We start from the raw sequence: 26,144 nt of genomic DNA, 5'->3' as shown, positions 1-26,144 counted from the left end.
ATTTTTACATACTAGGCATTATCCGAGAATACATATTGGTTCAATGCGCCTCTCAGGTCGGCTGGTATGTCGATGGATGAATGTGTGTCCAGGCAGGTGGTCACGGTTGTAAAGAGCCCGCGCAAAGCCTCCGTCTCGCCAAGCATCGCGTTCAGTTCCAGCGCGTAAGACTTGCTGCCGATCCTGGAGACCCGGATAAAATATTCGACTTCCTCGCCCATTTTGACCGGCGAGAAGAATTCGGCATGGGCGTTGACATAGCCCAGCCCGGTGCGGCGGGGGCCGAGGAAATCATAATAGGAAAGGCCAAGGCAGTCGGAAAACCATGCTTCGATGGCGTGGTTGAACACGTTGAAGAATTCTGGCGTATAGACAATGCCCGCAGGGTCGCATTGGCCGTGGCGGAATATGTGCTTGTAGCTCCAGCCGGGAAACGGGATATCCGCACGATCCAGAGGACGGGGAAACGGCGCGGGTTTGTCGATCTTGTTCATGTGCTCGAAAAACTTTCAATTGTCATGATCGTGCCGTCCAGATCCTTGCTGGACGGATCCTTGATCGCAGAAGTCAAAAGACGTTGCGCCCATTCCGCTGCGTCATCGCGGGCCGCGATGGACTTTGTGGTCTGCATGACCTTGTCGAACTTGGAATGCCCCCGGACATGGGTGTCTGAATAGCCCTTGATCAGGCGGCGGAAGGTGAGCATCGCGATGCCGAGATCATAGTTGCGCGCCAGCGCCTGCGAGGCATCGGCCAGCCAGGCATCGCGGTGGGCGACTTCTGTTTTGTGGCGCAGGGATTTGCGGCGTATCACCTTGAGCGCACCGACAAAATGCAGCGGCAGGAACCCGGTCAGGCGGTAGGTGTGGACGCGGCGGCCCTTGTTGATGCGCCGGTCCAGCCAGGCATAAAGGGATTTGCGCGATTTCAGCCAGTTGGCCAGCCCGGCGGGCAGGGTTGATGCGGCTTCTTCCATGCGGGGGTGCATGAATTCGGTGGTGTTGAGGACCTGACCGTCCTGCAGGCCGACCTCATCTGCCACGCGCTGGCGCCGCGCGCTTTGCGTCTTGATGCGGGCGACGCGGATGACATCGTCATACGCCATCGCATTGGCGAGGTATTTGGCGGCAGTTGCGGTGAAGGCAAAGCCGTGTTCGGCGCCATTTGCCGCGCTGTCCGACTTGGTGAGATCGCGCAGGATATCGAGATATTCAGCGCCATAGGCGGCATCCTGAAAATCGACGACCTTTTGCAGACCCAGATAGGCCATGGCATGGGCCTGTTCGGGAAGTTCCGCACGCAGGCGGGTGAGCAGGGCGTTGGCCCGTTTGTCGCGCAAGCTGTCAGGCAGTGCGGCAACGGGGGTGGCGGTGTCTGCCGTATCGGTCGGCTCCGGTTCTGCGCCGTTTGTGGTCCGGTCATAGGCGGCGTCAAAGGCGCGGATGCTGGCCTCGATGCCCTTGCCGCCCTTGCGGATCACATCGTAATAGGCCTCCCGCTCAAAAGGCAGGGTGCCTGACGCGGCAAGGCTGCCGAACATGGCGGAGGAGATGACAGAGCCGTTCCTGACCGCCATCGCGTTCATGTCGAAGACGATTTCCTGTTTGGCGACCACACCGATGGCATCACTGACGGCGCTGCTGTCCGCGATGCTGTCGCCGGGGGCCATCTTTTCGCTGATCGCAAGCGACCGGTGGCTGGAAGCAATCAGGGTGGTCCGGTCGGGTGTCACGATACCGCGCAGGATCGAGCGGCCTGCTTCCATGAATTCCGATGCGATCACCACATCGACATCGCCGGGCGTGGGCATCTGTGCCAGCACCGGTTTTTGTCCGCCCGCGCCGGGGCGCATCATCTCGACGTAATAGATGGTGGCCCCGGTTCGCTGGGCCACGCCGGGAACGGAGGTGGATTGCGCCACCCAGCCGTGGGCTTCTGCAAGCGCCACGATCCAGCCGGTCAGAACGCCGCCGCCCTGACCGCCCATCGCGACAATGGCGATGGAAATCGGCCGCTCTGTTGCGGGGCCAGCGGGCTTCAGGCCCAGTTTGACGGTGTCATCTTTCATCTGTCTATGCCTCAAAGCTGACCGCGCGCTTTTCGCGGCGGTCTTGCAGGTAGCGGATCACGGAGCCGGAGAACCTGGCCCGGAACCTGTCCCAGCCAGTCGGGTTATGGGTGACCTCGGCGCGGAAGAAGGAGGGGCAGAGCACGGCGGCATCCGCCACTTCGCCGCAGTTGCCGCAGGCCACGCAGGTGTCGTCGATGGAGGCAACGGGATCGTCGCGCAGCGGATCGTCCAGTTCCTTGATCGACAGCGAGGGGCAGCCCGACAGCCGCATGCAGGCGTGATCGCCGGTGCAGACATCTTCGTCGACGCCGAATTTCTCTTTGATCACCCGCTGGCCGCCCTTGATCGCCTTGGCGACCTTCGGCTTTTCGCGGCGCTGCTTGTTCAGCATGCATTCCGACGACGCCACGATGATCTTGGGGCCTTCGGCATCGGTGGTCAGCGCCTCGTTCAGCACATCGCGCATCCTGGTCACGTCATAGGTGTGGTCCACCTGACGGACCCATTTGGCACCGATCCCCTTGACCGCATCCACGATGGAATTGTTGGTGTTGCGGCGCTTGTTCAGCGCGCGGGACGACAGGATGTCCTGACCGCCGGTGGCCGAGGAATAGAAGTTGTCGACGATGACAAAGACGCCGTCGTGCTTGTTGAAGACCGCGTTGCCGATGCCGCTGGTCAGCCCGTTGTGCCAGAACCCGCCGTCGCCCATGATCGAGATCGAGCGTTTGGCCCCCTTGACGTTGAAGGCCGCCGCCGAGGCCGGGCCAAGGCCAAAGCCCATGGTGGTGGCACCGAGGTTGAAGGGCGGCAGGATCGAGAAGAGGTGACAGCCGATGTCCGCCGAGACATGGTGTGTGCCGGTTTCCTCGAAGACCATTTTCATGGCGGCAAAGATCGGCCGTTCGGGGCAGCCGGTACACAGGCCCGGCGGTCGCGCCGGGACAACCTCGCCCAGCCGTTCGATCACCGGATTGGTCAGGATCGGGACGGGATCGGGCACCGGGGCGCGGTTGCCAAGCTGTTTTGGCTCATGATCCTCAAGGAAACGGCCGATCCCTTCGGTCAGGACGGCGGCGGTATAATCGCCACCCATCGGCAGGTAATTTTTGCCATGCACCTCTGTCGGGCTTTTCGTGCGGGCCAGAACCGTCGAGATGGATTGTTCGATATATTCGGGCTGCCCTTCCTCGATCATAAGGACGGCATCCAGACCTTCGCAGAATGCGTCGACTTCGGACTTGATGGTCGGATAGGCCACGTTCATCACGTAGATGGGCACGCGCGAATTGCCGTAGGCATCGCACAGCCCGAGGAACTGCAGCGCGCGGATGGTGCTGTTGTACATGCCACCGACGACGATGAGCCCGGTCTTGCCGGTCTTATCCTTGCCGGTGGGGCCGAAGAATTCGTTCAGCTTCTGGTCGCGGATAAAGTCGATGGCGGCGGGCATGCGCACCTTGATCTTTTCGACTTCATGCTCATAGGCGGCGGGCGGCAGAACGATGCGGCCCAGATCGCGTTCGGGATTGTTCATCGCGTCGCGCAGGGTGAATTCGGGGCGCTTGTTGTCCTTGCATTCAAATTCGCCCGTCATGTGACAGGACCGCACCCGCACCTGCAGCATCACCGGGGTGTTGGAGGCTTCCGACAGCTGGAAACCCTTTTCGATCAGGTTGACCATGCAGGCCTGATCGGGGCGCGGGTCCAGCAACCACATCTGGGATTTCATCGCAAAGGCGTGGGTGCGCTCCTGCATGATGGAGGAACCTTCGCCGTAGTCTTCGCCGACGATCACCATCGCGCCGCCGGTGACGCCGCCGGATGCAAGGTTTGACAGGGCGTCGGAGGCGACATTGGTGCCGACGGTGGATTTCCACGCCACTGCACCGCGCAGGGGATACATGACGGAAGCCGAGAGCATCGCGCCTGCGGTTGCTTCGCTGGCCGAGCTTTGAAAGACCACGCCGAGGTCGTCGAGGATGTCATTGGCATCTGCCAGCACGTCCATCAGGTGCGAAATCGGCGATCCCTGATAGCCGCCGACATAGGCGACACCGGATTGCAGCAGGGCCTTTGTGATCGCCAGAATGCCCTCACCGCGGAACAGGTCGCCCTCTCCAAGCCTCAGGTCTTCGACTTCTTTCGCAAAGGATCGTTCAGCCATCATCATCTCTCCAAAAAAAGTATGGTAATGAATAGATTTATATGTAAAATAAGTCAACGATCAGTTTTCTACTTCGAGCGAATAAATCGAATATGAGGAAAAAAACAATTCAGAATCATGTGGATAACGCCAGAGGTGCCAAGATGACCTCGTCAGCTGCGGCGTTGTCCTTCATGATCGATTCACGGGGTCAGGTGAGTCGTGCCACTTGCCCGCTCAGTGGGGCGGCGCGCAGGCGGACGGGCCCGGACACGAACATCCTTGATGCCGATTCCCGCGCCCTTGCGCATGTCGGCGCAATCCAATCTGGAAGGTGAAGACGAAATGTTGCCATTGAATGACTTTCCGAAGTTCACGGCTGCGGCGGTTCAGGCGAGCCCTGTGTTTCTGGATGCGGGCAAGACCGTGGAAAAGGCCGTAAGCCTGATTGGCGAGGCGGCCGGAAACGGCGCGCGGCTTGTGGTGTTTCCGGAGGTGTTCATCCCCGGATACTCCTATTGGAACTGGATCACCGATCCGGTGACGGGCAGCGCGTGGTTCGAGAAACTTGTGCGGGCCTCGGTCTTTGCCGATGGTCCCGAAGTGGCGAAGGTTCAGGCCGCCGCCAGGGCGAACAATTGCTATGTCGTGATGGGGCTGAACGAGCGCAGCCCCGTGTCGCTGGGCGCGCTTTACAATACCTTGCTGTTCATCGGGCCGGATGGCGCGATCCTGGGCAAGCATCGCAAGCTGGTGCCCACCTGGGCGGAGAAACTGACCTGGACGGGGGGCGACGGGTCCAGCCTCAGGGTCTATGACACGGAAATTGGCCCGTTGGGCGGGCTCGCCTGTGGCGAGAACACCAATACGCTGGCGCGGTTCACTCTGCTGGCGCAGGGCGAGCTTGTACACACCGCCAGCTATATCTCGCTGCCGGTGGCACCGAAGGATTACGACATGGCCGAGGCAATCAAGCTGCGCAGCATGTCGCACAGCTTTGAAGGCAAGGTCTTTACGGTGACTGCCACCTCGACGGTCTCGGACGAGATCATCACGGCGATGGAAGAGATCCGCCCGGATGCCCGCGATATGCTGGAGCGCAAATCCAGCGCCTATTCCGGGATCATCGGCCCCGACGGGCGCGAGGTTGTCCCCGGCCTGATCGACGACGAAGGCATCGTCTATGCCGAGATCGACCTGGGCAAATGCATCCAGCCCAAGCAGATGCATGACATCACCGGCCATTATAACCGGTTCGATATTTTCGACCTGCGGGTCAATCAGGTGCCGCAGGCTGCCGTCAATCTGAAAACCGGCCCGGCCCCCGCGCCGGACCTGAACGCTGTGCCGATGCCGGACGACAGCGAAGAATCCTAATCTAATCAAGACTGGAGGAAACCATGACTGATACTGCCGATAAAGACGACGTTCTGGGCCGCGCACGGGTGCGCGACACGCCGGAACTGGAGGCCTATTACGAGGATCTGGCAAAGCAGGACACCGGCGCGCTCTGGACCGTTGCCAACTCGATCGAGCCCTGGGAGCCGACGCCGACGTCCGATCCCGTGTTGTGGCGCTGGGACGACCTGCGTCCGCAGGTTCTGCGCGCGATTGATCTGGTGCGCCCCGAGGATGCGGGCCGGCGTGTTGTCTATCTGCGCAACCCCAAGCGGCGCGAGGTCAGCGCCGCCTGCGGCTGGCTGTTCTCGGGCATCCAGACGATGAAAGCGGGCGAACGCGCAGGCGCCCACCGCCACGCGGCCTCGGCCTTGCGGTTCATCATGGAAGGCACCGGCGCCTATACGATTGTCGAGGGCCACAAGATGAGCCTTGGCGCGAAGGATTTCGTGCTGACGCCCAACGGCACATGGCATGAGCACGGGATCGAGGAAGACGGCAGCACCTGCCTGTGGCAGGACGGGCTGGACATTCCGCTGACCAACGCGCTTGAGGCGAACTTCTACGAGGTGCATCCGGAGGATTATCAGGCCAGCAACCTGCCGCTGGACGACAGTCCGGCGACCTATGGTTCCCCCGCGCTGATGCCCGAGCTGGACAAATGGGACCAGCCCTATTCGCCGCTGCTGAAATTCCGCTGGGACCAGACCTATGAGGCGTTGCAGAACTACGCCAAGGTGACTGACGGGTCGCCCTATGACGGGGTGATCATGCGCTATATCAACCCCAAGACCGGGGCGGATCCGATGCTGACCATGGGCGCGAACATGCAACTGTTGCGCCCGTCCGAGCACACCAAGGCGCACCGCCATACCGGCAACATCATCTATCAGGTGGCCAAGGGCGAAGGCTATTCCGTGATCAACGGAAAGCGGTTCGACTGGAAGGAAAAGGACATCTTCTGCGTGCCGCCCTGGATGTGGCACGAGCATTGCAACACGCAAAGCGGCGAGGATGCCTGCCTGTTCTCGTTCCACGACCTGCCGACCATGCGAAAGCTCGGCTTCTACGCGGAACAGGCTTTGGAAGACAACGGCGGCCATCAGGTCGTCAACGGATAAATACAGGATACCAAAATGAAACTAGTTACCTATCGCGACGGTGTCGCAGGCGAAGGGCGTCTTGGCGTCGTGCAGGACGGCCTTGTCATCGACGTTGAATATCTGGGCGAGGCGGTTGGCGCGGCGCTGCCCGCTGACATGCTGACCTTGATCGACCTCGGTCCCGATGCGCTTCGGGCGATCAAGCAGGCCCTGTCGGATACGGCAGATGCGCGGCCCGCAGGGATTGCGGTGCCGGAGGAAAACGTGCGCCTGCTGGCGCCGATCCCGCGTCCGCGCAAGAACATCTTTGGCATCGGTCTGAACTATGTCGAACATGTCGCGGAAAGCGCCAAGTCGCTGGACACCTCCAAGGACCTGCCCAAGGAACCGGTGGTCTTTTCCAAGCCGCCAACCAGCGTGATCGCAACCGGTGAGCCGATCCAGCACAATGCGTCGATGACGCAGATGCTGGACTGGGAGGTGGAGCTGGCCGTGATCATCGGCAAGCGCGCGACGCGGATTTCCAAGGATGACGCAATGAGCCATGTCTTTGGCTATTCGGTGATCAACGATGTTTCGGCCCGCGACAACCGGCGCGCGGGGCAGTGGATTTTCTCGAAAGGGCAGGACAGCTATTGCCCCTTTGGCCCCGCGATCGTGACTGCGGAGGATATTGCAGACCCGCATGACCTGACGCTCTGGCTGAAAAAGAACGGCGAGGAAAAGCAGCGGTCGAACACCAAGCATCTGTTGTTCGATATCCCGACGCTGATTGCCGATATCTCCTCCGGCATCACGCTGGAGCCCGGCGACATCATCGCCACCGGCACCCCGGCAGGCGTGGGTGCGGGGCGCGATCCGCAGGAATGGATGTGGCCCGGTGACGTGATCGAATGCGGTGTCGATGGCATCGGCGTGCTGCGCAATCCGGTTGTGAAGATCGGGGACTGACATGGAAAACATGCATCAGACCCTGAAGATCGGGCAGATCGTTCCGTCATCGAACCTGACGATGGAACGTGAGATCCCGGCGATGCTGCGGTCGCGTGAAACGCTCTATCCTGAGCGGTTTTCCTTCCACTCCAGCCGGATGCGGATGAAGAAGGTCACCAAGGAAGAGCTGGCCGCGATGGACAAGGACAGCGACCGCTGCGCGCTGGAGCTGAGCGATGCGGCGGTCGATGTGATGGGCTATGCCTGTCTGGTTGCGATCATGTCGATGGGGCGGGGATATCACCGCGAAAGCCAGAAGCGCCTGCATCAGGTGACCGTGGACAACGGCCATCCCGCGCCGGTTGTCAGCTCTGCCGGAGCGCTGGTCGACGGGCTGCACCTGATGGGGGCCAAGCGGGTTTCGATCGTGACGCCCTACATGCGCCCCTTGACCGATATGGTCGCGGATTACATCACGGCTGAGGGGATCGAGGTGACCGACAGTATCGCGCTTGAGATTCCCGACAACCTTGAGGTCGCCGCGCAGGATCCGATGAACCTGACCGAGATCTACAAACGTGCGAACCTCAAGAACATCGACGCGCTGGTGCTGTCGGCCTGCGTGCAGATGCCCTCGCTTGCCGCGATCCAGAAGGTCGAGGATGAATGCGGGATTCCCGTGGTGTCGGCCGCCGTGGCGACAACCCATCAGATGCTGACAAAGCTGAACCTCAAGCCGCATGTGCCGGGTTGTGGGGCGTTGTTGTCAGGCAAATACCTGTAAACTGACAGGATCGAACGGGGCCTGGCCTGTACCCGGGCCAGGCCGCGTTCCACATTGACAATATTGGTCGAGAGGGGCCGCAAGCGGGCAGGGGTCAGCGTTTGACCTTGTAGCCCGTGGTTTCCAGATCCCACATGTCCGGCACAATTCCTTCCTCGCGCAGCACGACCTTCTTGATCTTGCCGTTCTCGGTCAGGGGCATGGCCTGCATCTGCCGGACATAGCGCGGCACCGCGAAATGGGCCAGGCGTGTTTCCAGGTATTGGATCAGATCCAGCGGGGGCAGGGTTTGCCCTTCCTTCAGCTGGATTGCCGTTGCAACTTCGTCTTCGCCCAGTTCCGATGGCACCGGATAGACCGCGCAGGCCTCAATCGCGTCATGGGTCATGATGGCTTGTTCAACCTCCCATGACGATACATTCTCGCCCCGGCGGCGGATCGCGTCCTTCATCCGGTCGATGAAGCTGAAATACCCGTCGGGGTTGCGGACCACCCGGTCACCGGTGTGGAACCACAGGTTGGCCCAGGCCTCGACCGTCTTTTCCGGCATGCCGAAATATCCCGAAGCAAAGGAATGCGGCTCTGTCGGGCGCAGCAGCAGTTCGCCCGCCGTGCCGTCGGGGACCGGCATGTCGTGTTCGTCGGCCACCATGGCATGGGCCCCCTTGGCGAGCTTGCCCATGCTGCCGGGACGGGGAGAGGGGTAGGGGTTGTAGAAGAGGAAATTGCTTTCGGTGGAGGCATAGCCATCGACCAGCGGAATGCCGAAACGGTGAAAGAACTTCTCTTGATCGCGGGCGGGAACACCGCCACCCAGGGCGGTGCGAATGACATGTTTGCGGTCCCCGGGCCGCTCAGGCTGGGCCATCAGGATCGCGGCCATTGCCCCCAGAAGATAGGTCACGGTGGCACGGCATTCCACCGCGGATGTCCAATAGCCGGAGGCCGAGAATTTCGGCAGCAGCACATATTCGCAACCCATCAGCAGCGCCTGGTAAAAGGCGTTGAGCGCATTGGTGTGGAACACCGGAAGCGCGGTCATCAGCACATCGCCTTCGCGCACGCCCAGTGCGCGGGCCGAATAGATGCCCCACCAGAAGAATTGCGCCTGCGGGCAGCAGACGCCCTTTGACGGGCCGGTGGTGCCCGAGGTGTAGAGGATTGCGGCGGTATCGCCCGGCTGCACGGCAAGAATGTCCGCCGCTTGCGCCGTTGAACCGCTGGTCTGAATGCCCTCCGCCGTGACGGGCCAGAGCAGCGGTGGCAGCTGCGCATCCGCGCCCAGATCGTCGTAGGCGTGCTGAAACTGCTCTTCCACGATCAGCAGCTTGGGCCCGGCGTTTGCCAGAACATGGGCAAGCTGTGCGCCGCGAAAGGCGGTGTTGACCGGGGTGGCGATGGCCCCGATCCAGGTGGCCCCCAGGTAGGCCTGCAGGAATTCGGCGCGGTTGTTGCAGTGGATCAGCACGCGGTCGCCCGCGCTGATCCCCGCCGCACCCAGCCGCGCGCCCCAGTCGCGGGCGACCTCGGCGGCGCGGGAAAACGTCCAACTGACGCCACCGCAGGTCACGAAAGGCCGGTCGCCGTAGCGGTCGGCCTGACGTTGCAGCATTGTCCGCAGTGTCCGGTCCTGTGGCGCAAATCCGTCCACGACGTCGTCGTAACGATCAGGGCAGGCGGGATGCGTGACGGGCGGTGTGTCTGCAGACATGGATTGCAGTCCTACTTGATCAGGTTGGGAAGCCATGTGGCGACCGACGGCACGAAGATCAGAAGCGCAAGTACCGCCAGTTCGATCAGGATGAAGGGCAGTGCCGAGTTGATGATCTGGCCGATCGTGATCCCTTCCGGCGCGACGCCCCGCATGACGAAGAGCAGCAGGCCGAAGGGTGGCGTCAGCAGCCCGATCTCCATCGTGATCAGGATCAGGACCATGAGCCAGATCGGACCAATGTCATAGATCGCCTGAAGCGAGGTTTGCCCCAGCAGGAAGAACGGCAGGGTGAGCAGCAACATGCTGACCTGATCCATGAAGGCCCCGAGAAAGAGCAGGATGAGGATCATGAACAGCACCACCGAGAGCGCCGAAAGATCGAGTGCGGTCATGGCCTGGAGCAGCCCCTGGGTGGCGCCCGAGACGGCCATCGCCTGGGTAAACACCAGCGACCCGGCAATGATGAAGATGATCATGGTGTTGACTTTGGCCGTTTCCATCAGCGCCTTGCCTACCTCGGCCCAGCCGAAATCGGCGCCTTCAATGCCGGTGATCGTGATCGTGCTCTTGAACAGCCGGAAGAACAGGCAGGCACCGAATGCAGCGAGGCAGCCCATTGCGGCGGCTTCTGTCGGCGAAGCAAAGTTCGTCAGGATGCTGCCGACCACAACAATGAAGATACTGAACAGCGGGAGGATGTAGATGATCGTCGGCAAGAGACGGTTCACCATGCGCAGCGAGCGGCCCTGGTATGTCCAGGACCACAGGGTGCGGCGCCGGCTGTTGACCGTGATGGTCAGCGGCTTGTCCAGATAGCTGGTATCGGTTTCGAAGGGGGGTGCCAGATCAGGATTGATGGTGCACCGGATGATCACATAGGCAAAGAAGCTCATCGCCATCAGAAAGCCGGGGATGATACCGGCGACCAGAAGCAGGGCCACGGATTTCTGCGAGATACTTGCCAGCAGCACCGCCAGCGACGAGGGCGGGATCAACATGGCGATGCCCCCCACCGCCATGATCGGGCCCATCGCGATGGCAGGTTTGTAGCCGCGCCTGAGCATGTCCGGCAAAAGGACCTTGCCCAGGATTGCGGTGTTCGCCACGGTCGATCCGGAGAGGGAGGAAAATACTGTTCCGCCGACGATGGACACGATGGCCAGCCGGCCCGGCACCCGCGAGATCATGCGCTCGATTGCGCCGATGGCCTTGAAGGCGACCCCTGTCTCAAGCAGGATTTCCCCCATCAGCAGGAACAGGGCGATGGTCGCGAGGGAATAGGATATCGCCTCGTGAAATTCCATCGGCATGCTCTGAAGCGACAGGGAGGCAATCGTCCAGTCCCCCATTGTCGCAAGGCCACCGATGAACAGGGCGGTGCCGATGATGTTCGCGGCCATGAAGGCAAAGGCAACCGGCAGGCCGAGGAACAGAAAGAAGCAGACGATCCCGAGCAGCAGGACAAGGGCAGAATACCATTCCATCATCAGAATCCTATGTCTGTAGAGATTTTATGGTCGGACATTCCCGCACGTCGAAACCGGAACAGGAATTCGATGGCGAGCATGAGGAATGACAGCGTGAAGACGGCAAGAACAATCCAGTTGGGGATTTGCAGGTCCTTGTCCGGCAGGGAGCCGAAGGCATAGCTGCTGAGCGTGCCGTTGGCCCCGAAATAGGCCATGCAGAGGCATAGCAGCGAGCCGAAGAGGTCAATTGCACGTTCCACCCTGGCGCCGAGCCAGGCTGGAATTGCGGTCAGGATGATGTCGACGCGCACGTGGGCCCCTTTGTAGAGCACCCAGGCCGACGACAGGAACACCCCTGCGTAAAGCCCGTATTCAGCGCCTTCGTTCAACCATTCCAGACCGCGCAGGCCCAGTTTGCGCAAGAAAAAATCGAAGGGGACGAGGATTGCGAAAACGCCGATCGACCCGGCCACGCAGATGGCGACAAACAGGTTGAATTTCTCAAAGACGGTTTCGAATCTGTCGATAAGCGAAGGCATGACGTTCTCCGGCTCGTGTTGCAGGCAGGCAAGCCCGGCAGACCATCAGGCGACGGTCTGCCGGAATTTGCGTTGGTTGGTTTATTGGGCTGCTGTGAAAAGCTCTTTCAGCTTTGGCCCGGTCTCGGGGTTCTGCTCGATGAATTCGTCCCAGGCGGTTTCACGCGCCATGCTGACCCATTTGTCGGCTTCTTCGCCCTCAAGTGTGATGGTTTCGATGCCGTTTTCCTCGAACACCTTGAGCATCTCCGCATCCAGCTGCTTGGCATAGTCGCTGGTGCCTTCCATCTTGTTCTCCCAGCCGATCACCACGTCGTTGATGACGGCGCGGGCCTCGTCGCTGAGCGCATTCCATTTGGTCATGTTAGCAACCGTATGGATGGACGCGCGGTAGACGCCGGGTTCGACACGATATTTCGTGACCGGATACCAGGACGGAGAGATGCCGCGCACCGACCAGCCGTAGCCGTCAACCGCGCCGCTTTCCATCAGGGTATAAACCTCGGGCATTGAGGACCGCTGTACCGAGGCACCCAGTGCCTTGAAGAAGGCCGTGTAGACAGGCGACACCCGCAGATTCAGACCGGTCAGGTCGGCCTTGTCGATGGCCTTGCCCTCGGCGAGGAACAGGTTGAACGCGCCGTCATCGTGGTGGCGGCCGACGAACTGGACGTTCTTCTTGTTCGAAATCTCCTGGAAATAGTCGATCGCGCCGTTCTCGCGCAGTTCGGCAAAGGTCTTCTCCTGAAGCCGGAGCGCGGGCGCTTCGGGAATGATATTGCCAAAGAAGGCCTCGGGACAGCCGGCAATGTCATAGGCCCCCTGGGCCATGCGTTCGACAACCTGGAACGGGCTGCCGATGGCGGGCGCGCCGCCCAGAAGGTCGATCTGAACGATCCCTTTGCCCTTTTCGTTGATCTCGGTCACGAGATTTTCGAAGGGCACACCAGGAGGGGCGCCGATTGGAAAGCAGCTCACACCGCGCAGAGTAACCTCCTCGGCGGCCAGTGGCGTGGCAAGAATTGTACCCGTCGCGATGATCGCGGCGAGGCCTTTCAGAAATACTGTCTTGGTCTTCATCATTTTTTCTCCCCTTGAGTGATGAAATTGAAATGCCGTCTGCGCTGCCCTGCGGTCTTCAACATGAAATCATGCTGTCCGGACCCGGCTTTTTTGCATTCTTCGGGCGAATCCTTGTTAACCGATAATGACGGCATCAAAGTATTTTACAAGTAAAAATATTTCTCAGCATATTATATGGCGGCGGGAATTATCCTGACAGACCCGGGCGAGGTGGCCATTTACCTGCAATTTGCGCGGGCGATTTCCGGGTCACTTCGCCCAGGCCATCGCCCGGCCGAAGGCATCCGGACGGAAAGACACGCCGATGCGGTCGCCCATTCCCGCGCCATCGTCGAGAAAGGCGATCATCGAGGGTCCGCAGTCGAGGATCACCAGGCCGATCCTGATCGGCAGGCGGTCCTGAAAATAGGGATTGGTGGTGGCCCGGATCGTTGTTTCGCTGGCGATCCGACCCTGCGGCGGGGCATCAACCAGCGGCAGATCGGTCGACAGGCAGGACGGACAGACATCATGTGCGGGATAGAGGAACTGCGCGCAATCCGTGCATCTTTGCAATGCGAACCGCCCTTCTGCGGCAATCGCATCATAGAATGCGCCGCTGGCGGATGGCGGGTAGGGCGGCAGGTTCTGATCTGAGGGGCGGTCGGTCATGCGCCCTCCCCCGACAGAATGACCGCGCAGGAAGACAGACCCCTGGTATAGGTCATCATCCCGAAGCCGGACGCCAGGGCAAGGTTTGCGCCCTTGACCTGTGTGTCGCCTGCCGTTCCCAGAACCTGGCGCACCGCTTCGGTCAACCCGACATAGGACCCCCCTGCGCCGGCCTGTCCGCAGGACAGCTGGCCGCCGGAGGTATTGTGGGGGAAGTCGCCTTCGATCCGCAGATCATGGCTGCGGACAAATTCCGCTCCTTCACCCTTCCTGCAAAAGCCCAGATCTTCCATCTGCATCATGCAGATCACCGGATAATCGTCATAGGTCTGCACCACGTCGATGTCATCGGGTCCGACACCGGCCATGCTGTAGAGTTCGCCCACGTCCTCCACCCAGCCGCCGGAGGTCTGCATGGGATCAATCGACCGTGCGTTGTGGCGTTCGATGCTGCTGCGCAGTCTGGCACCGGCAATGCCGCAGGCCCGGGCCGTGTCTTGCCGCATGACCAGCACAGCCTCGGCCCCGGCGCAGGGCATCACGCAGTCGAACAGATGGATCGGATCGGCGATCGGCCGTGCGTTCATGTATTGATCGAGCGTCAGTGGCTCTTTCATCAAAGCATGGGGGTTCTTCAGGGCATTGGACCGCTGCGCCACGGCAATGCGTCCCAGATCCGCGCGGCTTACATTGAATTGTTCCATGTAATTGCGGGCGATCAGGGCAAAGCTGGCATTGGTGCCACCCGCGCCATAGGGATAGACCGCATCCTGCGAGAACCGTGAAAAATTGGCCAAGGTATTGCCGAATGACCCGCGCTGGTTGGTGTCGGCACCGATGCAGGCCACGACATCGCAGTCACCGGATTGGACGGCGCGTGCGGCACGTCGGACCCCGGTGATCCCGCTGGCACCGCCAAGGGGTACATGGTCCAGCCACCGGACGCTGAGCCCCAGATGTTCGGCCAGGCCAATCGCGGTGTCGGGCGCTGTGGTGAAACTGGACAGGCAGAAACCGTCGATGTCGCGCGCTTCAATGCCCGATCCGTCCACCAGGCCCCGCAAGGCCCGTCCGATCCACCAATGCGCGGATTGTTCGCTGAACCTGACGTAGGGAAGACTGACGGGCGTCGTGATCACCACGTCGTCATAGGCGCGACGGTCGATACTGAACTTTCCCATACGGTTGGTCATATCTCTCTTTGCGGATCGTCGCCCGGTCCGGAAGGATCTCCAATAAGGCGTCTTGCCGGATTTCCGAAGATACCGGCTGAATTTATTTTATATATAAAATAAATTGCTGTCAACGTGCCGGAGGGGTGATCTGATTGAACCTGGCAGGGGGCCGGTGGCATCAACGCTGGCCGAAAGCGCACAATAATCAACCTGATCCGAAATGGACCGCCATTTTTTGCATCATTAGCCTTTTGACTACATATGCTTTGGGAAAGGCCATACAGATGTTGAATTCGATCAGAAATGGATACCGCGAAGTACCCTCCGACGCCCCTGGACCCTGCGCAACAGATGAGGCCGCAGCAGAGGGCGTGACCCGTGCCCGCTTTCTCCGCCTCCTAGGTACAGGGTTTCTGACCAGTGGTGCGGGGCTGTCTGCAAATGACCTCTTTGCACAGACCAAGGGCGATACTGCGCCGGTCACCGAGCTGGAAAAAGTCTATGACGCCTGGCAGGAAAGGTTCAACGCAGGCGACCTTGAAGGTCTGGTTGCGCTTTATGCTGAGGATGTCACCTATATCAATCCGGACGGTGCAACGCTTCACGGCAAGGCGGCCACAAGGGGTGATTACGAGGGGCTTCTTGCGCTGAAACCCAGGATCGAGATCGGCAACCGCATCCATGTCCTCCATCAGGACATCGCGCTGTCAACCAATCACTGGAAGCTTGAGCTTACCGATCCGGAAGGGAAAGTGCAGAACCTGACCGGCGGCGGCATCGAAGTGCTGCGTGATTACGGCGCTGCCGGATGGCAGTTCATCATTGACGATGCGTCGCGGTCGGCCTCATAAATCTCGCCCGGTCATCGCTGCTTCAGGCGTCAGGGCTGGCCGGAATGCCTGCCAAGCGCACAGGCCAGGTCAGGAGGGCTGCCCGCCAAGACTTGCGCCGCCACAGACATACAGCACCTGACCGGTGACAAAGCTGGCATTTCTATCCAGAAAGAACCCGGCCGCGTTGGCGATGTCCTCGGGTGTGCCGATGCGCCGGACCGGCACGCCATTGGCGATTTTTTCCTGCAACTCGCCGTCCCTGGGCACGATGCCCCAGAAATTCTCGGTCAGGACCGGGCCGGGGGCGATGGCGTTGACCGTGATCCCGCTGGGGGCCAGTTCAAGCGCCCAGGTGCGCATCAAACCATGCACACCGGCCTTTGTCGCGGCATAGGCGGAGCGGGTCGGCATCCCCATCGAGGCGCGGGAAGTGATGAACAGGATGCGCCCGAACCCACGTTCCGTCATGCCCGGCAGGACAGCCTGTGTCAGCGCCATGGGGGCGGCCAGATGCAATTGCGCCAATGTCAGAACGTCATTCGGGTTTGCATCGGACAACAGGGCGGGCAGGATCGCGCCTGCGTTGTGGACCACGGCATCAATCGCATGATCGGCGGCAATCTCTGCTGCCACCTTGGCGGTGGCCGCCGCATCGGTCAGATCGACCGTATAGCCATACAGATTTTCCTGCCCGGCAGCGGGCATTTCCAACCCCAGCGACACGACACTTTCGCCCCGCGCGCGCAGCAGATCGCCGATTGCGGCGCCAATGCCGGAGTTTCCCCCGGTGATCAGAGTTGTCTTCACGCGGCTTCTCCTTCGACGAGGGCGACCACGCGCAAGGGGCTGCCCGAACCGCCCTCGATCTTGAGCGGGCATGCCACAATGATCGCGCCGAAGGTCGGCAGCTTGTCCAGGTTGGTCAGGCATTGCAGGCCGAACCTGCCGTTGCCGTGCAGGATCGAATGGGCGGGCAGGGGCGGATTGAATGTGCTTGCCTGTCCGGCATCGGTGCCGACCGTCTCGACCGCCAGGCCGACGCATTTGCGGTCGTGAACCAGAAACTCGACAGCGCCTGCATCCGGCCCGGGCGAATGCGCGCCGTCTTCGAGCAGGTTCAGGTACTCCGGCGTGCCGACCCGTTTGTACCAGTCCGTGCGCAAGGCGATCCAGTGGTCCGGCGGGATGGTGCCGTGTTCCGTTTCCCAGTTTTCGAGGAAATCGCGTGTCAGGACAAAATCCGCGTCTGCCGCGGATTCCGCCGAGATGTCGATCACCACGGCAGGTGCAACAAATTCCTGCGCCGGGATGGCGTCAACCGTGTTCGATGGCAGATCCTTGCCCGTCACCCAATGCGCGGGGGCATCGAAATGGGTGCCGGTGTGTTCGTTCATTGAAATGTTGTTCCAGTACCAGGCCGGCCCGTCCGCGTCGTAGCGTGAGAGTTTTTCCATGCGGAACGGGGCGCATTGGCCGAACTCGGCCGGCAGCACGATGACCGGGAAATCCGGGCTGAGCGTGTTGGTCAGGTCGATGACGCGCACCTGGCCAGATGCCAGGGCCACCGCAAGATCCGCAAGTACGGTTTTGCTCATTTGTTTTCCTCACGAATTGTCAGAAGCGGATCGTCCTGCCAGCGGGTCAGCACGTCCTTTGCGACCTCGTCGGCACAGATGGTTTCCTGCCCCTGCTGAAGGGCGGTCACGACGGCGCGTGCGATCTGGGCGGGTGCGGTTTTGGGGGGCGGCACGTTCTGATGCCAGCCGTCATCCACCGGGCCTGTCAGGACAGAGATGACACGAATGCCGGTCCGGGCCATCTCACCCCGAAGGCTTGCGAGAAGGGAAAGCCGCGCGGCGGCTGCGGCGGAGGACCCGGCAAAGCCTGCCCGTCCGGTCAGCCCGTGGATGGAGGCGATATCGACAAAGGCCGCGGCGGAGCGATCGCCATCGTCCGAGCGCCCGGAAAGGGCAGGGGCAAACCCCTGCGCCAGCCGCATCAGGCCCGTCACTTCCAGATCCAGCCCGGATTGCAGATCGTTCAGGTTTCCCCCGAACCCGACGCCGCCTTGCCGGGCGAACTGCGCCGTATTCACCACGATGTCCACGCGTCCGCCCAACTGCCCGGCCAGCGCCTCGATGCTGCGGGTATCGGTCAGGCTCAGCCGGACAGGTTCGATCCCGGGGGTGGCCTCGATCCGGTCTTGTCCGGGATAACGCATCAGGGGGTCGGCGTTGCCGAGGAAGACCGTCTTTGCGCCCGCCTTGAGCAGGGCTTCGGCCACCGCCTGTCCGGTTTCCGTCCGGCCATCGGTCACCAGAACGCGCCGATATTTCGGGTCGGCGGTAAAGACCCGCAATTGGGGATCGTCAGCCATATGTGGCGTCTCCTTTTCCGGCATGGCAAAGAGTGCCGGATTGCCTGATCTGTCAAGCTTCAGTTCTATTTTGACGCGGTCACCCTGACCCACATCCCCATGCAGATGCACGGTTGCCATCGGCCCCGCATCCAGCCGGGCGGAACCTATGCGCCAGGGAAGATGGTCCTTGAAGAAGAGGTCGATGGAGCTGCGTATCGTGGTCTCCGCCTCGATCACTGCGCCGTCGGGCTGATCCTGCCAGCGCAATTCGCCCCAGCAGAACGGGCAGCGGTCACGCTGCGGATAGGTTGCCCGCGCGCAATCGTCACAGACCTGCAGCACAAAGCGCCCCAGACCGGCGCGCGCCGCCATCGCCGTGGCCGCGCGGCTGCGCAGGGCAGGAGGGACATGGCCCGCACGGGTGACGACCAGCGGGTCCTTGCGTTTTGGCGGTGTCAGCGGATCACTCATCGCAGCACCTCCTGCTCAAGAACGGCGGCACCGGTGCAGATGCCGCGGTCATAATTCACCAGACCAAAGCCAGAGATCAGCGCGCGTCTGGCGTCGGGCACCTGATCGCCCAGGGGCGTCTGCAGGATCTGTCGCAACCCTTCGGTGACGTTCTGAAATCCGCCGGCGGCGCCGGCCTGACCCGCAGACAGCTGCCCGCCGTTGGTATTGAGCGGCAGAGAGCCAGAAATCGTGAAATCGTTGTCTGCGATGAACCGGGAAAGCTCCGGCTTTTCGCAAAACCCCAGATCGGCCAGTTGCATGGCCACGATCACCGGATAATCGTCATAAAGCTGGACCATATCCATATCCTGTGGCCCACAACCCGCCGCCGACCACAGATCGTCAATGTCGCGCGCCCAGCCGCCGCGGGTCTGCACCGGGTCTTCGGGAAAGGCATTGTGCCGCTCGATCGTCGCGGCCAGCCGCGCGGTGGACAGGCCCAGCTGTTCCGCCTTTTCGGGGGTTGTCACGATAAAGGCCTCGGCCCCGGCGCAGGGCATGACACAATCGAACAGATGGATCGGGTCGGAGATGGGCCGCGCCTGCATGTATTGGTCGTGGGTCAGGGGCTTTTTCATCAGCGCGAAGGGGTTGGACAGCGCATTGTCCCTTTGCGCGACGCAGAGCTTGGCAAAATCATCGCGCGAGACGCCGTATTCCCGCATGAAATTATCGGCGATCAGCGCAAAGGTCGCGTTGGGTCCGCCGAAGCCATAGGGATAGGTGGCATCCTGCGAAAAGCGCGAAAAGCCCTGCAAGGTCTGGCGGAAGCTGTCGATCTGGTTGGTGTCGGCGGCGACACAGGCCACGATGTCGGCATCGCCCATCTGAACCGCACGGGCCGCGCGCCGCAGGGCCATGATGCCGCTGGCCCCGCCGGTGGGGATGTGATCCATCCAGCGCGGGCTGAGCCCCAGATGCTGCACCATGCCGACAACCGTGTCCGGCCCGGCAGAGAAACTGGCAAAACAGAAACCGTCGAAATCGGCTGGCCCCAGCCCGCTCTGCCGCGACAGGGCGGCCAGGGCACTGCCGGTCCACCAGTGCGCGGTCTTGTCGGAATACCGTGCATAGGGAACGGTGACCGGCGCACAGACGACAACGCCGTCATAGGGCTTTTGCCGGGCCATCAGCTTGTGCGTTTCTTCAGGTGTCTGGTGTCGATGAACCCGTCTGTTTCAAAGGTCTTCACCAGCAGGTCTTTCAACTGACCCCGGAGGATTTTCTGCGTGGCGGTCAGCGGCAGATCCTCGACAAAGGCGATCCAGCCGGGGGCCTTGTAGTATGCCATCTGATCCAGCGCCCAGGTCACGATCTCTTCGGCCTTGGCGCTGTTGCCTTCGGCGCCGTCCAGAATGATGAACACGGCCACTTCGTCGCCGCGTACATCGTCCGGGGCAGCAGCGGCGGCGCAGGAGGCGATCTCGGGGTGACGGTTCAGGATCGATTCCACTTCCACTGCCGAGATGTTCTCGCCCGAGCGGCGGATCACGTTCTTCTTGCGGTCGACAAAGTGCAGCGATCCGTCTTTGTCCTGCTGCACCACGTCACCGGTATGGAGCCAGCCGCCTTGCCAAAGCTCGTTGGTTGCTTCGCGGTTTTTCAGATAGCCCGAGAAGAAGCCGTAGCGCGGATTGTCACCGGCGCGGCGCACGAGCATTTCACCACGTTCGCCGGGGGGCACGTCCTTGCCCGCATCGTCAACGACGCGAACTTCAACCTCCTTGGCGGGTCGCCCGAAGCAGGCGGTTCCCGTCTTGCGCGGTTCCTCATTGGCGCAGATGACCCCACCCGATCCGGTCTCGGTACAGGCCCAGGCCTCGATCAGGGGGAAACCGTAGCGTTCTTCGAAAGGGTCATGCAGCTTGGCGTCCACGCCCGCGCCAAATCCGAAACGGACATTGTGATTGCGGTCCTCTTCGGAAGGGTCGGCGCGCATCAGCATGGGCGGCATGACGCCCAGGTAATGCACCACCGTCGCGACGCTTTTGCGGACCGAAGCCCACCAGCTGCGCGGATGGAAACGGTCCAGCATGATCAGGCAGCCGCCCACCGTGATCATGGCCATCACCGAAACGGCCATCGCGTTCATGTGGAAAACGGGCAGGGGGGTCAGCATCCGCTCCTCGCCCTGACGCAGGCTGATGTGGCCACCGGCGCCGGCGTACCAGTCACCGGAATAGAGGTAATATTCGTTGGACAGGATGCAGCCCTTGGGCTTGCCCGTGGTCCCGGAGGTATAGAGCAAGGCACATTCCGTCGCCGTGTTCGGCGCCGCCTCTGCCGCGGCGGGCCGGATGGCCTTTGGCAACGCGCCTTCGGGCGGTGTGACAAGGGTGGGAATGCCGGCGTTTTCCACGGCGGTCTTCATCTCTTCCAGCCGGTCGGACAGGACGATCGCCAGGATCATTTCGGAGTGTTCAGCCAGGTATTCCAGTTCCGCCAGCCGCAGGTCCGGGTTGATCGGCACGACAGAGGCACCAATCGCGTTCAGCGCCAGCCAGATCTCCAGAAACACGGGACGGTTTTCCAACAGCAGCCCGACGCGATGGCCCGCGCCATATCCGGCATCCATGAAACGGTTGCGCCAGTCCTCCACTCTTTGCGCCATCTCGTCATAGCTGATGTCGCCCTGCGGGATGCCATAGACCTGTGCCGTTTCCTCCAGCACATGCAGAAAGGGGGCATCGCCCTGCATCGCAGCGGTGCTCTTGAATCGGGTGTAAACTGTTTCGGTGTTCATGCCTGCCTCAGATAAAGAGCTGGATGTTGCTGAATGGCGCATCGAAGTTGATCAGATCAATGCGCTTGAGCTTGATCTGCAATGCCCCTTCCACCTCGACCAACTCGTGACTGACCCAGCCGGAATAGCGTTCCAGCAGGTCACCCCGCGTTTCGGTATATATGAATGATGTGCGCAGTCTATGCACGCCGCCGTCTTCGCCCATCGAGAGGATGCGCGACCGTTCCATCAGGTGATGGCAGCGGCTTTTGGGTTTCTGGCTGAAGGTGCGCTCACCTGCCAGACGCTCAACCCGGACGGTCAGCAGTAACCGGTCCTCATACATCAGCGAGGGCTGAAGGATCGGATCTTCCTGCTGCCATTCAAGTGGCATCCAGTAGCGTCCATCCTTGTGAAACAGCGCCAGCCAGTCGTCCCAGCGCATCTGGTCAATCGTGGCGGCCTCGTCATAGACAAAATCGATCAGGTCATCGCGGTTCATTCTGCGGCCTCCACGGCTTGGTCCATGTTCTGCACCATGAACTTGCGCCAGGCGTAGAACTGGTTGCGCATCTGGCGTTCGGATGTGCCGTTGACGACTTCGGTCGTCTCTTCTGGCTCGTCATCTTCCCACAGCCGCCGCAGGTTGACCCATTCGTTGCCGTTGGAGTGCAGACCTTCCTGCGCGCGTTCGTACATCTCCAGATCGTCATGACCAACAATCGACGTCGGCGCGTTGATGAAGCGGTTATACATCAGGCCGCGTTCATAGAGTTTGTCGGGGGCACCCTTCAGCTTGAACACCCAGCTTTCCACCAGGGTCTTGTCGACCCCGAGCGGGATGAAGTTGCGCAGGATGCCGACCGGCCCCTTCACCATGATGTTGGGAAAATAGATCGTGTTGTGACGGATATCGCCCAGGATCTCCTGGGCGCGTTCCTTGCCATAGGCCTCAACCATCATGTCCTGATAGCCGCCCACATCCTCGTAGTCCTGGTGGATCGAGCCTGACACGCCGGTGTGGCCGTGGCCATTTGGCCAGACGCGAATGCCCGCCCCTTCATAGAACTCATAAGGGCTCATGAAAGGTGCATAAAGCTGCACGGCCATGGGGGTTTCGGTGAAGTTGTCCTTCTCGCGCTCCCAGACGCTGACCGCCGTCCCGGCAGAGCTTTCATGCGCGACCATCGGATGGCAGGTGTCGGTCTGGTTCTCGACCAGCATCTTCCAGTTGCAGGTGTGCATGTAGCGGATCGGCTGGCTGATCACCTCAAGCTCACCCTCGGGCGAGCGGTCGGCCATGTTGTCGATCGTGGACAGGGATTCGCCAAAGAACTCTTCGAAGCTGAGGCCTTCTTTCGCCAGCCGCACGAAGATCAGGCCGCGGTAGATTTTCACGTTCTCGATCCGCGTCAGGCCCTTGGCCGCCTGATCCGCGTCAAATCCGGTGCCTTCGTAGCCCTTCTTCAGCGGGATCGCCAAAAGTGAACCATCGGTCTTGAACGACCAGGCATGGTAAGGGCAGCGAAAGAATTTGCCGGTGTTCCCGCAAGGCTCTGAGGCAATCTTGACGCCCTTGTGCGGGCAGCGGTTGTGCAGCACATAGACCTGCCCGTCCCGGTGCCGGGATGCCAGAACCGGCTGGTTTCCGATCTTGGAGGTGATGAAGTCGCCGGTGTTCTTCAGCTGGCTTTCATGCCCGATGTAGATCCAGGAATTGGGAAAAAGCTGCTCCATTTCCAACTCGAAGATTTCCGCGTTCACGTAGACGTCGCGGTGAACGGCGTGGCCTTTGACCAAATCGGCGATGGCTTGGGAATTTCCTCGATAACGGTCCATGGCAGTCTCCAGTAAAGATCAGATATCAATGACAAGTTTGGGCGTTTTCGACCGCGATACGCAGATCTGCATGACGTTGTTCGCCGCCTTTTCGCTGTCGGTCAGGATGACATCCCGGTGGTCGGGGATTCCGTCGATCACATCACATTGGCAGATCCCGCAGTCGCCGCGCTGGCAGTCGTAAAGCGGGTCGAGACCCGCATCTTCCAGCGCCTCGATGATCGTCTTGTCGGACGGGACATGCACGATCTGGCCGGTGCTGTGGATTTCGACGTCGAATGCCGTATCCTCCGCCGTATTGGCTGCAGCCGAAAACAGCTCGTAATGCACCCGCTCGACGGGCCAGCCCAGATCGGAGGCGACGGATTTGACCGCCTCGATCATGCCAGCCGGTCCGCAGAAGTAGACATGGGCACCATCGGGGGCCTGCCCGAGAATTTCGTTCAGATCCATCTTGCTGGGCTGATCGTCGTAATGCAGATGCAGCCGGTCGCCGCAGATTTCCTGCATTTCATTCACAAAGGCGAGCATCCCTTCGGAACGCCCGGCATAATGGGCCTCGAATGCGCGCCCTTTCGCGGCGAGTTCCGCCGCCATGGACAGGATCGGCGTGATGCCGATGCCGCCCGCGATCAGTACGGCCGGTTCGGCATGGTCGCCCAGTTCAAAATGATTGGTCGGGTTCGAGATCTGAATCCTGTCACCGGGCTTGAGCTCATGCATGAAGATCGACCCGCCCGTGCTTTGCGCCTCGCGCAGCACGCCAAGCGCCAGATGTCCGGGTTGCAGGCCCGGCAGCCGCAGCAGGGAGTATGAACGGTCACCGCCGTCGCGCAGGCTGACGCGAACATGTGCGCCCGCGGTCCACACCATGGGGATCGGCGCCGACGGCTTCACTTCGATCCGTTTAACATCTTTGGTCTCGCTCGAAACGGCGATGACTTCGTAGCCTATGGACGGCATGACGCCCCCTTAATCCCACTCTATGCTTTTGCATAGTTTTATATATAAAATAAAAATCCGTCAAGGGGTTGATTGTTGAACAGGGCACGGGATGCGTCGCGGTGGCATGCGGCCGGGCCAACCCCCTTGGTCGCCATCTGTTCATCACCATCAAATACCACACGATGCCTGCATTCCACATCGGGATGTCCGGCACCACAAGGAGAAAATGCGTCGTCGATCTGCGATTAACGGATGAGGGTTGCATTCAGGGTCGATCCTGAAACCCTCGCATGTTTCAATCCTAAAATCTACGCGGCACTCAGACATCTTGTAGCGAAGCCTGCGGTGGTCGGATAAGCTCTGGACATGACATTCACCCTATCGAACATCCAGGACGACCCTGCCAAGCAACTTCTGTTGCCGTCCTGGGTGACGTCCCGCCGCAGTGAATCGCTTGAGGATATGGCGTTCTTGTCCGGCAGCGCGCTGAGCTGTCTGCATCAGGTCATCAAGCAGAGTGATGTGCCGCAGGCGTTGTTGCGGGATCGCCTGGCGTTGCAGGCGGCGGAGGCCTGTATCCTGTTTTCCGGACGGCCCGAACGGGCAGGGGAGCTGCGGGATGCCATCCACCTGCTGCGTCCCGGTGACCTGCCGGGCCCCGCAGGAGAAACCTATCTTGCCTGGCGGCGTGCGGCGGAACGGCCCCTTTCCGTCAAGGCGCTGCACCGTGCCTTGCCCGAGGTGGAGGCCACACGAATCGCGGCCTGGCTGAATGCCGGAAAGGAACGCGGCGCAGGGCAGGCGGGGCCCATCACGCGCGTGGCAAAGGTTCTGGAAGCCGTTCTGACGGAAATGCCGCGGACTGAGGTGGCTGCATTGATCCTGGCAGATGCGGCCCTGGCGCAGGCGCTGGGATGGGATCACATCCTGCCCCTGTTCGCGTCGGGTCTGGCGCGTGTTGACCTGACCAGACGTGGCGATGCATTGCGGCTGGCCTGCCACGGCGCGGTGACCACCGCGACCCCGCAGGCCCTGCGCATGGCAGCAGATCTGTCGCGACGGGCGGCGCGGTTGAAGACGGTTGCGCCTAAATTGCGGGCCAAGACAGCGCCTGCCGCGGTCGAGGTCTTTCTGAGCCAGGATGCCGTTGCACCCTCGGCCTTGCCGATGCCGGACCGGGCCGCCCGCCGCCTCTGCGACAGGCTCGTCGATCTGGGTGCGGTGCGCGAGCTGACCGGGCGCGACACCTTTCGCCTTTACGGGGTGTAGGCGTGGCCGGTGTCCGACCTGAACCAGAGCTTGACCGCGAATTGGCCGACCTGCCGCCGGAGCTGCGCTGGCGGGAATGGATGCTGCGGATCGAGGCCGTGCTGTTTGCCAGTGCCACCCCGGTGCCAAGGCAGGATCTGGCGCGGGTGGTCGGGCAGGATGCCTCCGTCGATCTGCTGATCGGGGACCTTGCCGCGGACCTTGAGGGGCGCGCCTTCGAACTGGCGCAGGTAGCCGATGGCTGGGTGCTGCGGTCGCGGACGGCCTTTGCCCCGGCGATCCGGGCTGCGGCCGATCTGGACGATCAGCTGCTGGACCTCAGCGAATTCGATATCGCGGTGCTGGCCGCCATCGCCTATTACCAGCCCGCCACGCGCGACATGCTGAAAGACATTTTCGGCAAGGAGATCAGCCGCGATCTGATCGGGCGGCTGCATGCGCGGGGGCTGATCGGGACCGGGCCGCGCAGCCCCAGCCGGGGCGCGCCCTTTACCTTTGTCACCACGGAACACTTCCTGCTGGCCTTCGGGCTGGAAAGCCTGCGCGATCTGCCGGACCGGGAGGAATTGCAGGATGCGGGCCTGACGCAGGGGTGAAA

At 61.4% G+C, this 26,144-nt stretch carries 24 protein-coding genes; 7 read left to right on the top strand and 17 right to left on the bottom strand.

Annotated elements, in window-relative coordinates; genetic code table 11:
* Positions 1-11: 11 nt before the first annotated feature.
* Genes ACWNZ3_RS22265 through ACWNZ3_RS22255 form a run of 3 tightly spaced genes read right to left on the bottom strand, consistent with a single transcriptional unit; the run spans position 12 to position 4,238 of the window.
* The gene (locus ACWNZ3_RS22265) at positions 12-494 is read right to left on the bottom strand and encodes an acyl-CoA thioesterase (protein ID WP_274574998.1); all 483 of its coding nucleotides are present in this window, start codon (positions 492-494) and stop codon (positions 12-14) included.
* Complete coding sequence (locus ACWNZ3_RS22260; RefSeq protein WP_496902425.1) at positions 491-2,068, bottom strand: indolepyruvate oxidoreductase subunit beta family protein; 1,578 nt, start codon at positions 2,066-2,068, stop codon at positions 491-493. The genes ACWNZ3_RS22265 and ACWNZ3_RS22260 overlap by 4 nt, the downstream gene beginning before the upstream one ends.
* 4 nt (positions 2,069-2,072) lie before the next feature.
* A complete protein-coding gene (locus tag ACWNZ3_RS22255) occupies positions 2,073-4,238 on the bottom strand; it encodes a thiamine pyrophosphate-dependent enzyme (RefSeq protein WP_496902424.1) in 2,166 nt (721 codons plus the stop codon).
* A 324-nt stretch (positions 4,239-4,562) separates the two neighbouring features.
* Here ACWNZ3_RS22255 and ACWNZ3_RS22250 point away from each other — a divergent pair, with 324 nt between their 5' ends.
* The 4 genes from ACWNZ3_RS22250 to ACWNZ3_RS22235 are packed head-to-tail and all read left to right on the top strand — an operon-like array spanning position 4,563 to position 8,435.
* Positions 4,563-5,594: a carbon-nitrogen hydrolase family protein gene (locus tag ACWNZ3_RS22250; RefSeq protein WP_496902608.1), complete on the top strand. Its 1,032-nt coding sequence runs from the start codon at positions 4,563-4,565 to the stop codon at positions 5,592-5,594.
* A 23-nt stretch (positions 5,595-5,617) separates the two neighbouring features.
* Positions 5,618-6,736: a cupin domain-containing protein gene (locus ACWNZ3_RS22245; RefSeq protein ID WP_496902423.1), complete on the top strand. Its 1,119-nt coding sequence runs from the start codon at positions 5,618-5,620 to the stop codon at positions 6,734-6,736.
* 15 nt (positions 6,737-6,751) lie between these two features.
* Entirely contained in the window at positions 6,752-7,669 is a 918-nt protein-coding gene (locus ACWNZ3_RS22240) for a fumarylacetoacetate hydrolase family protein (RefSeq protein ID WP_269365332.1), read from the top strand.
* 10 nt (positions 7,670-7,679) lie between these two features.
* Positions 7,680-8,435 carry a maleate cis-trans isomerase family protein gene (locus ACWNZ3_RS22235; RefSeq protein ID WP_274575016.1) on the top strand — a complete coding sequence of 252 codons (756 nt, stop codon included), beginning with the start codon at positions 7,680-7,682 and terminating at the stop codon, positions 8,433-8,435.
* A gap of 94 nt (positions 8,436-8,529) precedes the next feature.
* On the opposite strand, the gene ACWNZ3_RS22230 is transcribed toward ACWNZ3_RS22235, so the two are convergent.
* From ACWNZ3_RS22230 to ACWNZ3_RS22205, 6 genes are all read right to left on the bottom strand, one after another.
* Positions 8,530-10,146 (bottom strand): ATP-dependent acyl-CoA ligase, encoded by a 1,617-nt coding sequence (locus tag ACWNZ3_RS22230; protein ID WP_496902422.1) that lies wholly within the window; start codon positions 10,144-10,146, stop codon positions 8,530-8,532.
* Between the two features lie 11 nt (positions 10,147-10,157).
* Positions 10,158-11,633, bottom strand: coding sequence for a TRAP transporter large permease (locus ACWNZ3_RS22225; RefSeq protein WP_496902421.1), 1,476 nt, complete (start codon positions 11,631-11,633; stop codon positions 10,158-10,160).
* A gap of 2 nt (positions 11,634-11,635) precedes the next feature.
* Positions 11,636-12,157 (bottom strand): TRAP transporter small permease, encoded by a 522-nt coding sequence (locus tag ACWNZ3_RS22220; RefSeq protein ID WP_496902420.1) that lies wholly within the window; start codon positions 12,155-12,157, stop codon positions 11,636-11,638.
* An 81-nt stretch (positions 12,158-12,238) separates the two neighbouring features.
* A complete protein-coding gene (gene dctP / locus ACWNZ3_RS22215; RefSeq protein WP_269365338.1) occupies positions 12,239-13,237 on the bottom strand; it encodes a TRAP transporter substrate-binding protein DctP in 999 nt (332 codons plus the stop codon).
* Between the two features lie 252 nt (positions 13,238-13,489).
* Positions 13,490-13,891, bottom strand: a complete 402-nt coding sequence (locus ACWNZ3_RS22210) for a Zn-ribbon domain-containing OB-fold protein (RefSeq protein WP_496902419.1) — start codon at positions 13,889-13,891, stop codon at positions 13,490-13,492.
* A complete protein-coding gene (locus ACWNZ3_RS22205) occupies positions 13,888-15,084 on the bottom strand; it encodes a thiolase family protein (RefSeq protein ID WP_496902418.1) in 1,197 nt (398 codons plus the stop codon). The genes ACWNZ3_RS22210 and ACWNZ3_RS22205 overlap by 4 nt, the downstream gene beginning before the upstream one ends.
* Positions 15,085-15,218: 134 nt before the next feature.
* Between ACWNZ3_RS22205 and ACWNZ3_RS22200 the strand changes: the two genes are divergently transcribed.
* Positions 15,219-15,917 carry a YybH family protein gene (locus ACWNZ3_RS22200; RefSeq protein ID WP_496902417.1) on the top strand — a complete coding sequence of 233 codons (699 nt, stop codon included), beginning with the start codon at positions 15,219-15,221 and terminating at the stop codon, positions 15,915-15,917.
* Positions 15,918-15,986: 69 nt separating this feature from the next.
* On the opposite strand, the gene ACWNZ3_RS22195 is transcribed toward ACWNZ3_RS22200, so the two are convergent.
* Genes ACWNZ3_RS22195 through ACWNZ3_RS22160 form a run of 8 tightly spaced genes read right to left on the bottom strand, consistent with a single transcriptional unit; the run spans position 15,987 to position 24,295 of the window.
* The gene (locus tag ACWNZ3_RS22195; protein ID WP_496902416.1) at positions 15,987-16,706 is read right to left on the bottom strand and encodes an SDR family NAD(P)-dependent oxidoreductase; all 720 of its coding nucleotides are present in this window, start codon (positions 16,704-16,706) and stop codon (positions 15,987-15,989) included.
* Entirely contained in the window at positions 16,703-17,494 is a 792-nt protein-coding gene (locus ACWNZ3_RS22190; protein ID WP_496902415.1) for a cyclase family protein, read from the bottom strand. The genes ACWNZ3_RS22195 and ACWNZ3_RS22190 overlap by 4 nt, the downstream gene beginning before the upstream one ends.
* Positions 17,491-18,729 (bottom strand): SDR family NAD(P)-dependent oxidoreductase, encoded by a 1,239-nt coding sequence (locus ACWNZ3_RS22185; RefSeq protein ID WP_496902414.1) that lies wholly within the window; start codon positions 18,727-18,729, stop codon positions 17,491-17,493. Before ACWNZ3_RS22185 ends, ACWNZ3_RS22190 begins: the two co-directional genes overlap by 4 nt.
* On the bottom strand, positions 18,726-19,901 hold the full coding sequence (locus ACWNZ3_RS22180) for a thiolase family protein (protein ID WP_496902413.1): 1,176 nt from the start codon (positions 19,899-19,901) through the stop codon (positions 18,726-18,728). The genes ACWNZ3_RS22185 and ACWNZ3_RS22180 overlap by 4 nt, the downstream gene beginning before the upstream one ends.
* Positions 19,901-21,514, bottom strand: coding sequence for an AMP-binding protein (locus ACWNZ3_RS22175; RefSeq protein ID WP_496902412.1), 1,614 nt, complete (start codon positions 21,512-21,514; stop codon positions 19,901-19,903). Before ACWNZ3_RS22175 ends, ACWNZ3_RS22180 begins: the two co-directional genes overlap by 1 nt.
* 7 nt (positions 21,515-21,521) lie before the next feature.
* Positions 21,522-21,995, bottom strand: a complete 474-nt coding sequence (locus ACWNZ3_RS22170; protein ID WP_496902411.1) for an aromatic-ring-hydroxylating dioxygenase subunit beta — start codon at positions 21,993-21,995, stop codon at positions 21,522-21,524.
* Positions 21,992-23,332, bottom strand: a complete 1,341-nt coding sequence (locus tag ACWNZ3_RS22165) for an aromatic ring-hydroxylating dioxygenase subunit alpha (protein ID WP_496902410.1) — start codon at positions 23,330-23,332, stop codon at positions 21,992-21,994. Before ACWNZ3_RS22165 ends, ACWNZ3_RS22170 begins: the two co-directional genes overlap by 4 nt.
* A gap of 18 nt (positions 23,333-23,350) precedes the next feature.
* Positions 23,351-24,295, bottom strand: a complete 945-nt coding sequence (locus tag ACWNZ3_RS22160) for a PDR/VanB family oxidoreductase (protein WP_496902409.1) — start codon at positions 24,293-24,295, stop codon at positions 23,351-23,353.
* Positions 24,296-24,643: 348 nt separating this feature from the next.
* On the opposite strand from ACWNZ3_RS22160, the gene ACWNZ3_RS22155 reads away from it, so the two are divergent.
* On the top strand, positions 24,644-25,546 hold the full coding sequence (locus ACWNZ3_RS22155) for a DUF1403 family protein (RefSeq protein WP_496902408.1): 903 nt from the start codon (positions 24,644-24,646) through the stop codon (positions 25,544-25,546).
* Positions 25,547-25,548: 2 nt separating this feature from the next.
* Positions 25,549-26,142 (top strand): SMC-Scp complex subunit ScpB, encoded by a 594-nt coding sequence (scpB, locus tag ACWNZ3_RS22150; RefSeq protein ID WP_269365360.1) that lies wholly within the window; start codon positions 25,549-25,551, stop codon positions 26,140-26,142.
* Positions 26,143-26,144: the final 2 nt, after the last annotated feature.

This window comes from Sulfitobacter sp. IGS-18 (assembly GCF_059628195.1).
This window is presented reverse-complemented; position numbering and strand designations above follow the sequence as displayed.

Coding starts and splice junctions, on each gene's coding strand:
- ACWNZ3_RS22180 (WP_496902413.1), bottom strand. CDS start 19,901: ATGGCCCGGCAAAAGCCCTATGACGGCGTTGTCGTCTGTGCGCCGGTC.
- ACWNZ3_RS22190 (WP_496902415.1), bottom strand. CDS start 17,494: ATGAGCAAAACCGTACTTGCGGATCTTGCGGTGGCCCTGGCATCTGGC.
- ACWNZ3_RS22260 (WP_496902425.1), bottom strand. CDS start 2,068: ATGAAAGATGACACCGTCAAACTGGGCCTGAAGCCCGCTGGCCCCGCA.
- ACWNZ3_RS22165 (WP_496902410.1), bottom strand. CDS start 23,332: ATGGACCGTTATCGAGGAAATTCCCAAGCCATCGCCGATTTGGTCAAA.
- ACWNZ3_RS22220 (WP_496902420.1), bottom strand. CDS start 12,157: ATGCCTTCGCTTATCGACAGATTCGAAACCGTCTTTGAGAAATTCAAC.
- ACWNZ3_RS22205 (WP_496902418.1), bottom strand. CDS start 15,084: ATGACCAACCGTATGGGAAAGTTCAGTATCGACCGTCGCGCCTATGAC.
- ACWNZ3_RS22255 (WP_496902424.1), bottom strand. CDS start 4,238: ATGGCTGAACGATCCTTTGCGAAAGAAGTCGAAGACCTGAGGCTTGGA.
- dctP (WP_269365338.1), bottom strand. CDS start 13,237: ATGAAGACCAAGACAGTATTTCTGAAAGGCCTCGCCGCGATCATCGCG.
- ACWNZ3_RS22170 (WP_496902411.1), bottom strand. CDS start 21,995: ATGAACCGCGATGACCTGATCGATTTTGTCTATGACGAGGCCGCCACG.
- ACWNZ3_RS22265 (WP_274574998.1), bottom strand. CDS start 494: ATGAACAAGATCGACAAACCCGCGCCGTTTCCCCGTCCTCTGGATCGT.
- ACWNZ3_RS22230 (WP_496902422.1), bottom strand. CDS start 10,146: ATGTCTGCAGACACACCGCCCGTCACGCATCCCGCCTGCCCTGATCGT.
- ACWNZ3_RS22225 (WP_496902421.1), bottom strand. CDS start 11,633: ATGGAATGGTATTCTGCCCTTGTCCTGCTGCTCGGGATCGTCTGCTTC.
- ACWNZ3_RS22235 (WP_274575016.1), top strand. CDS start 7,680: ATGCATCAGACCCTGAAGATCGGGCAGATCGTTCCGTCATCGAACCTG.
- ACWNZ3_RS22155 (WP_496902408.1), top strand. CDS start 24,644: ATGACATTCACCCTATCGAACATCCAGGACGACCCTGCCAAGCAACTT.
- ACWNZ3_RS22160 (WP_496902409.1), bottom strand. CDS start 24,295: ATGCCGTCCATAGGCTACGAAGTCATCGCCGTTTCGAGCGAGACCAAA.
- ACWNZ3_RS22185 (WP_496902414.1), bottom strand. CDS start 18,729: ATGAGTGATCCGCTGACACCGCCAAAACGCAAGGACCCGCTGGTCGTC.
- ACWNZ3_RS22240 (WP_269365332.1), top strand. CDS start 6,752: ATGAAACTAGTTACCTATCGCGACGGTGTCGCAGGCGAAGGGCGTCTT.
- ACWNZ3_RS22245 (WP_496902423.1), top strand. CDS start 5,618: ATGACTGATACTGCCGATAAAGACGACGTTCTGGGCCGCGCACGGGTG.
- ACWNZ3_RS22250 (WP_496902608.1), top strand. CDS start 4,563: ATGTTGCCATTGAATGACTTTCCGAAGTTCACGGCTGCGGCGGTTCAG.
- ACWNZ3_RS22175 (WP_496902412.1), bottom strand. CDS start 21,514: ATGAACACCGAAACAGTTTACACCCGATTCAAGAGCACCGCTGCGATG.
- ACWNZ3_RS22210 (WP_496902419.1), bottom strand. CDS start 13,891: ATGACCGACCGCCCCTCAGATCAGAACCTGCCGCCCTACCCGCCATCC.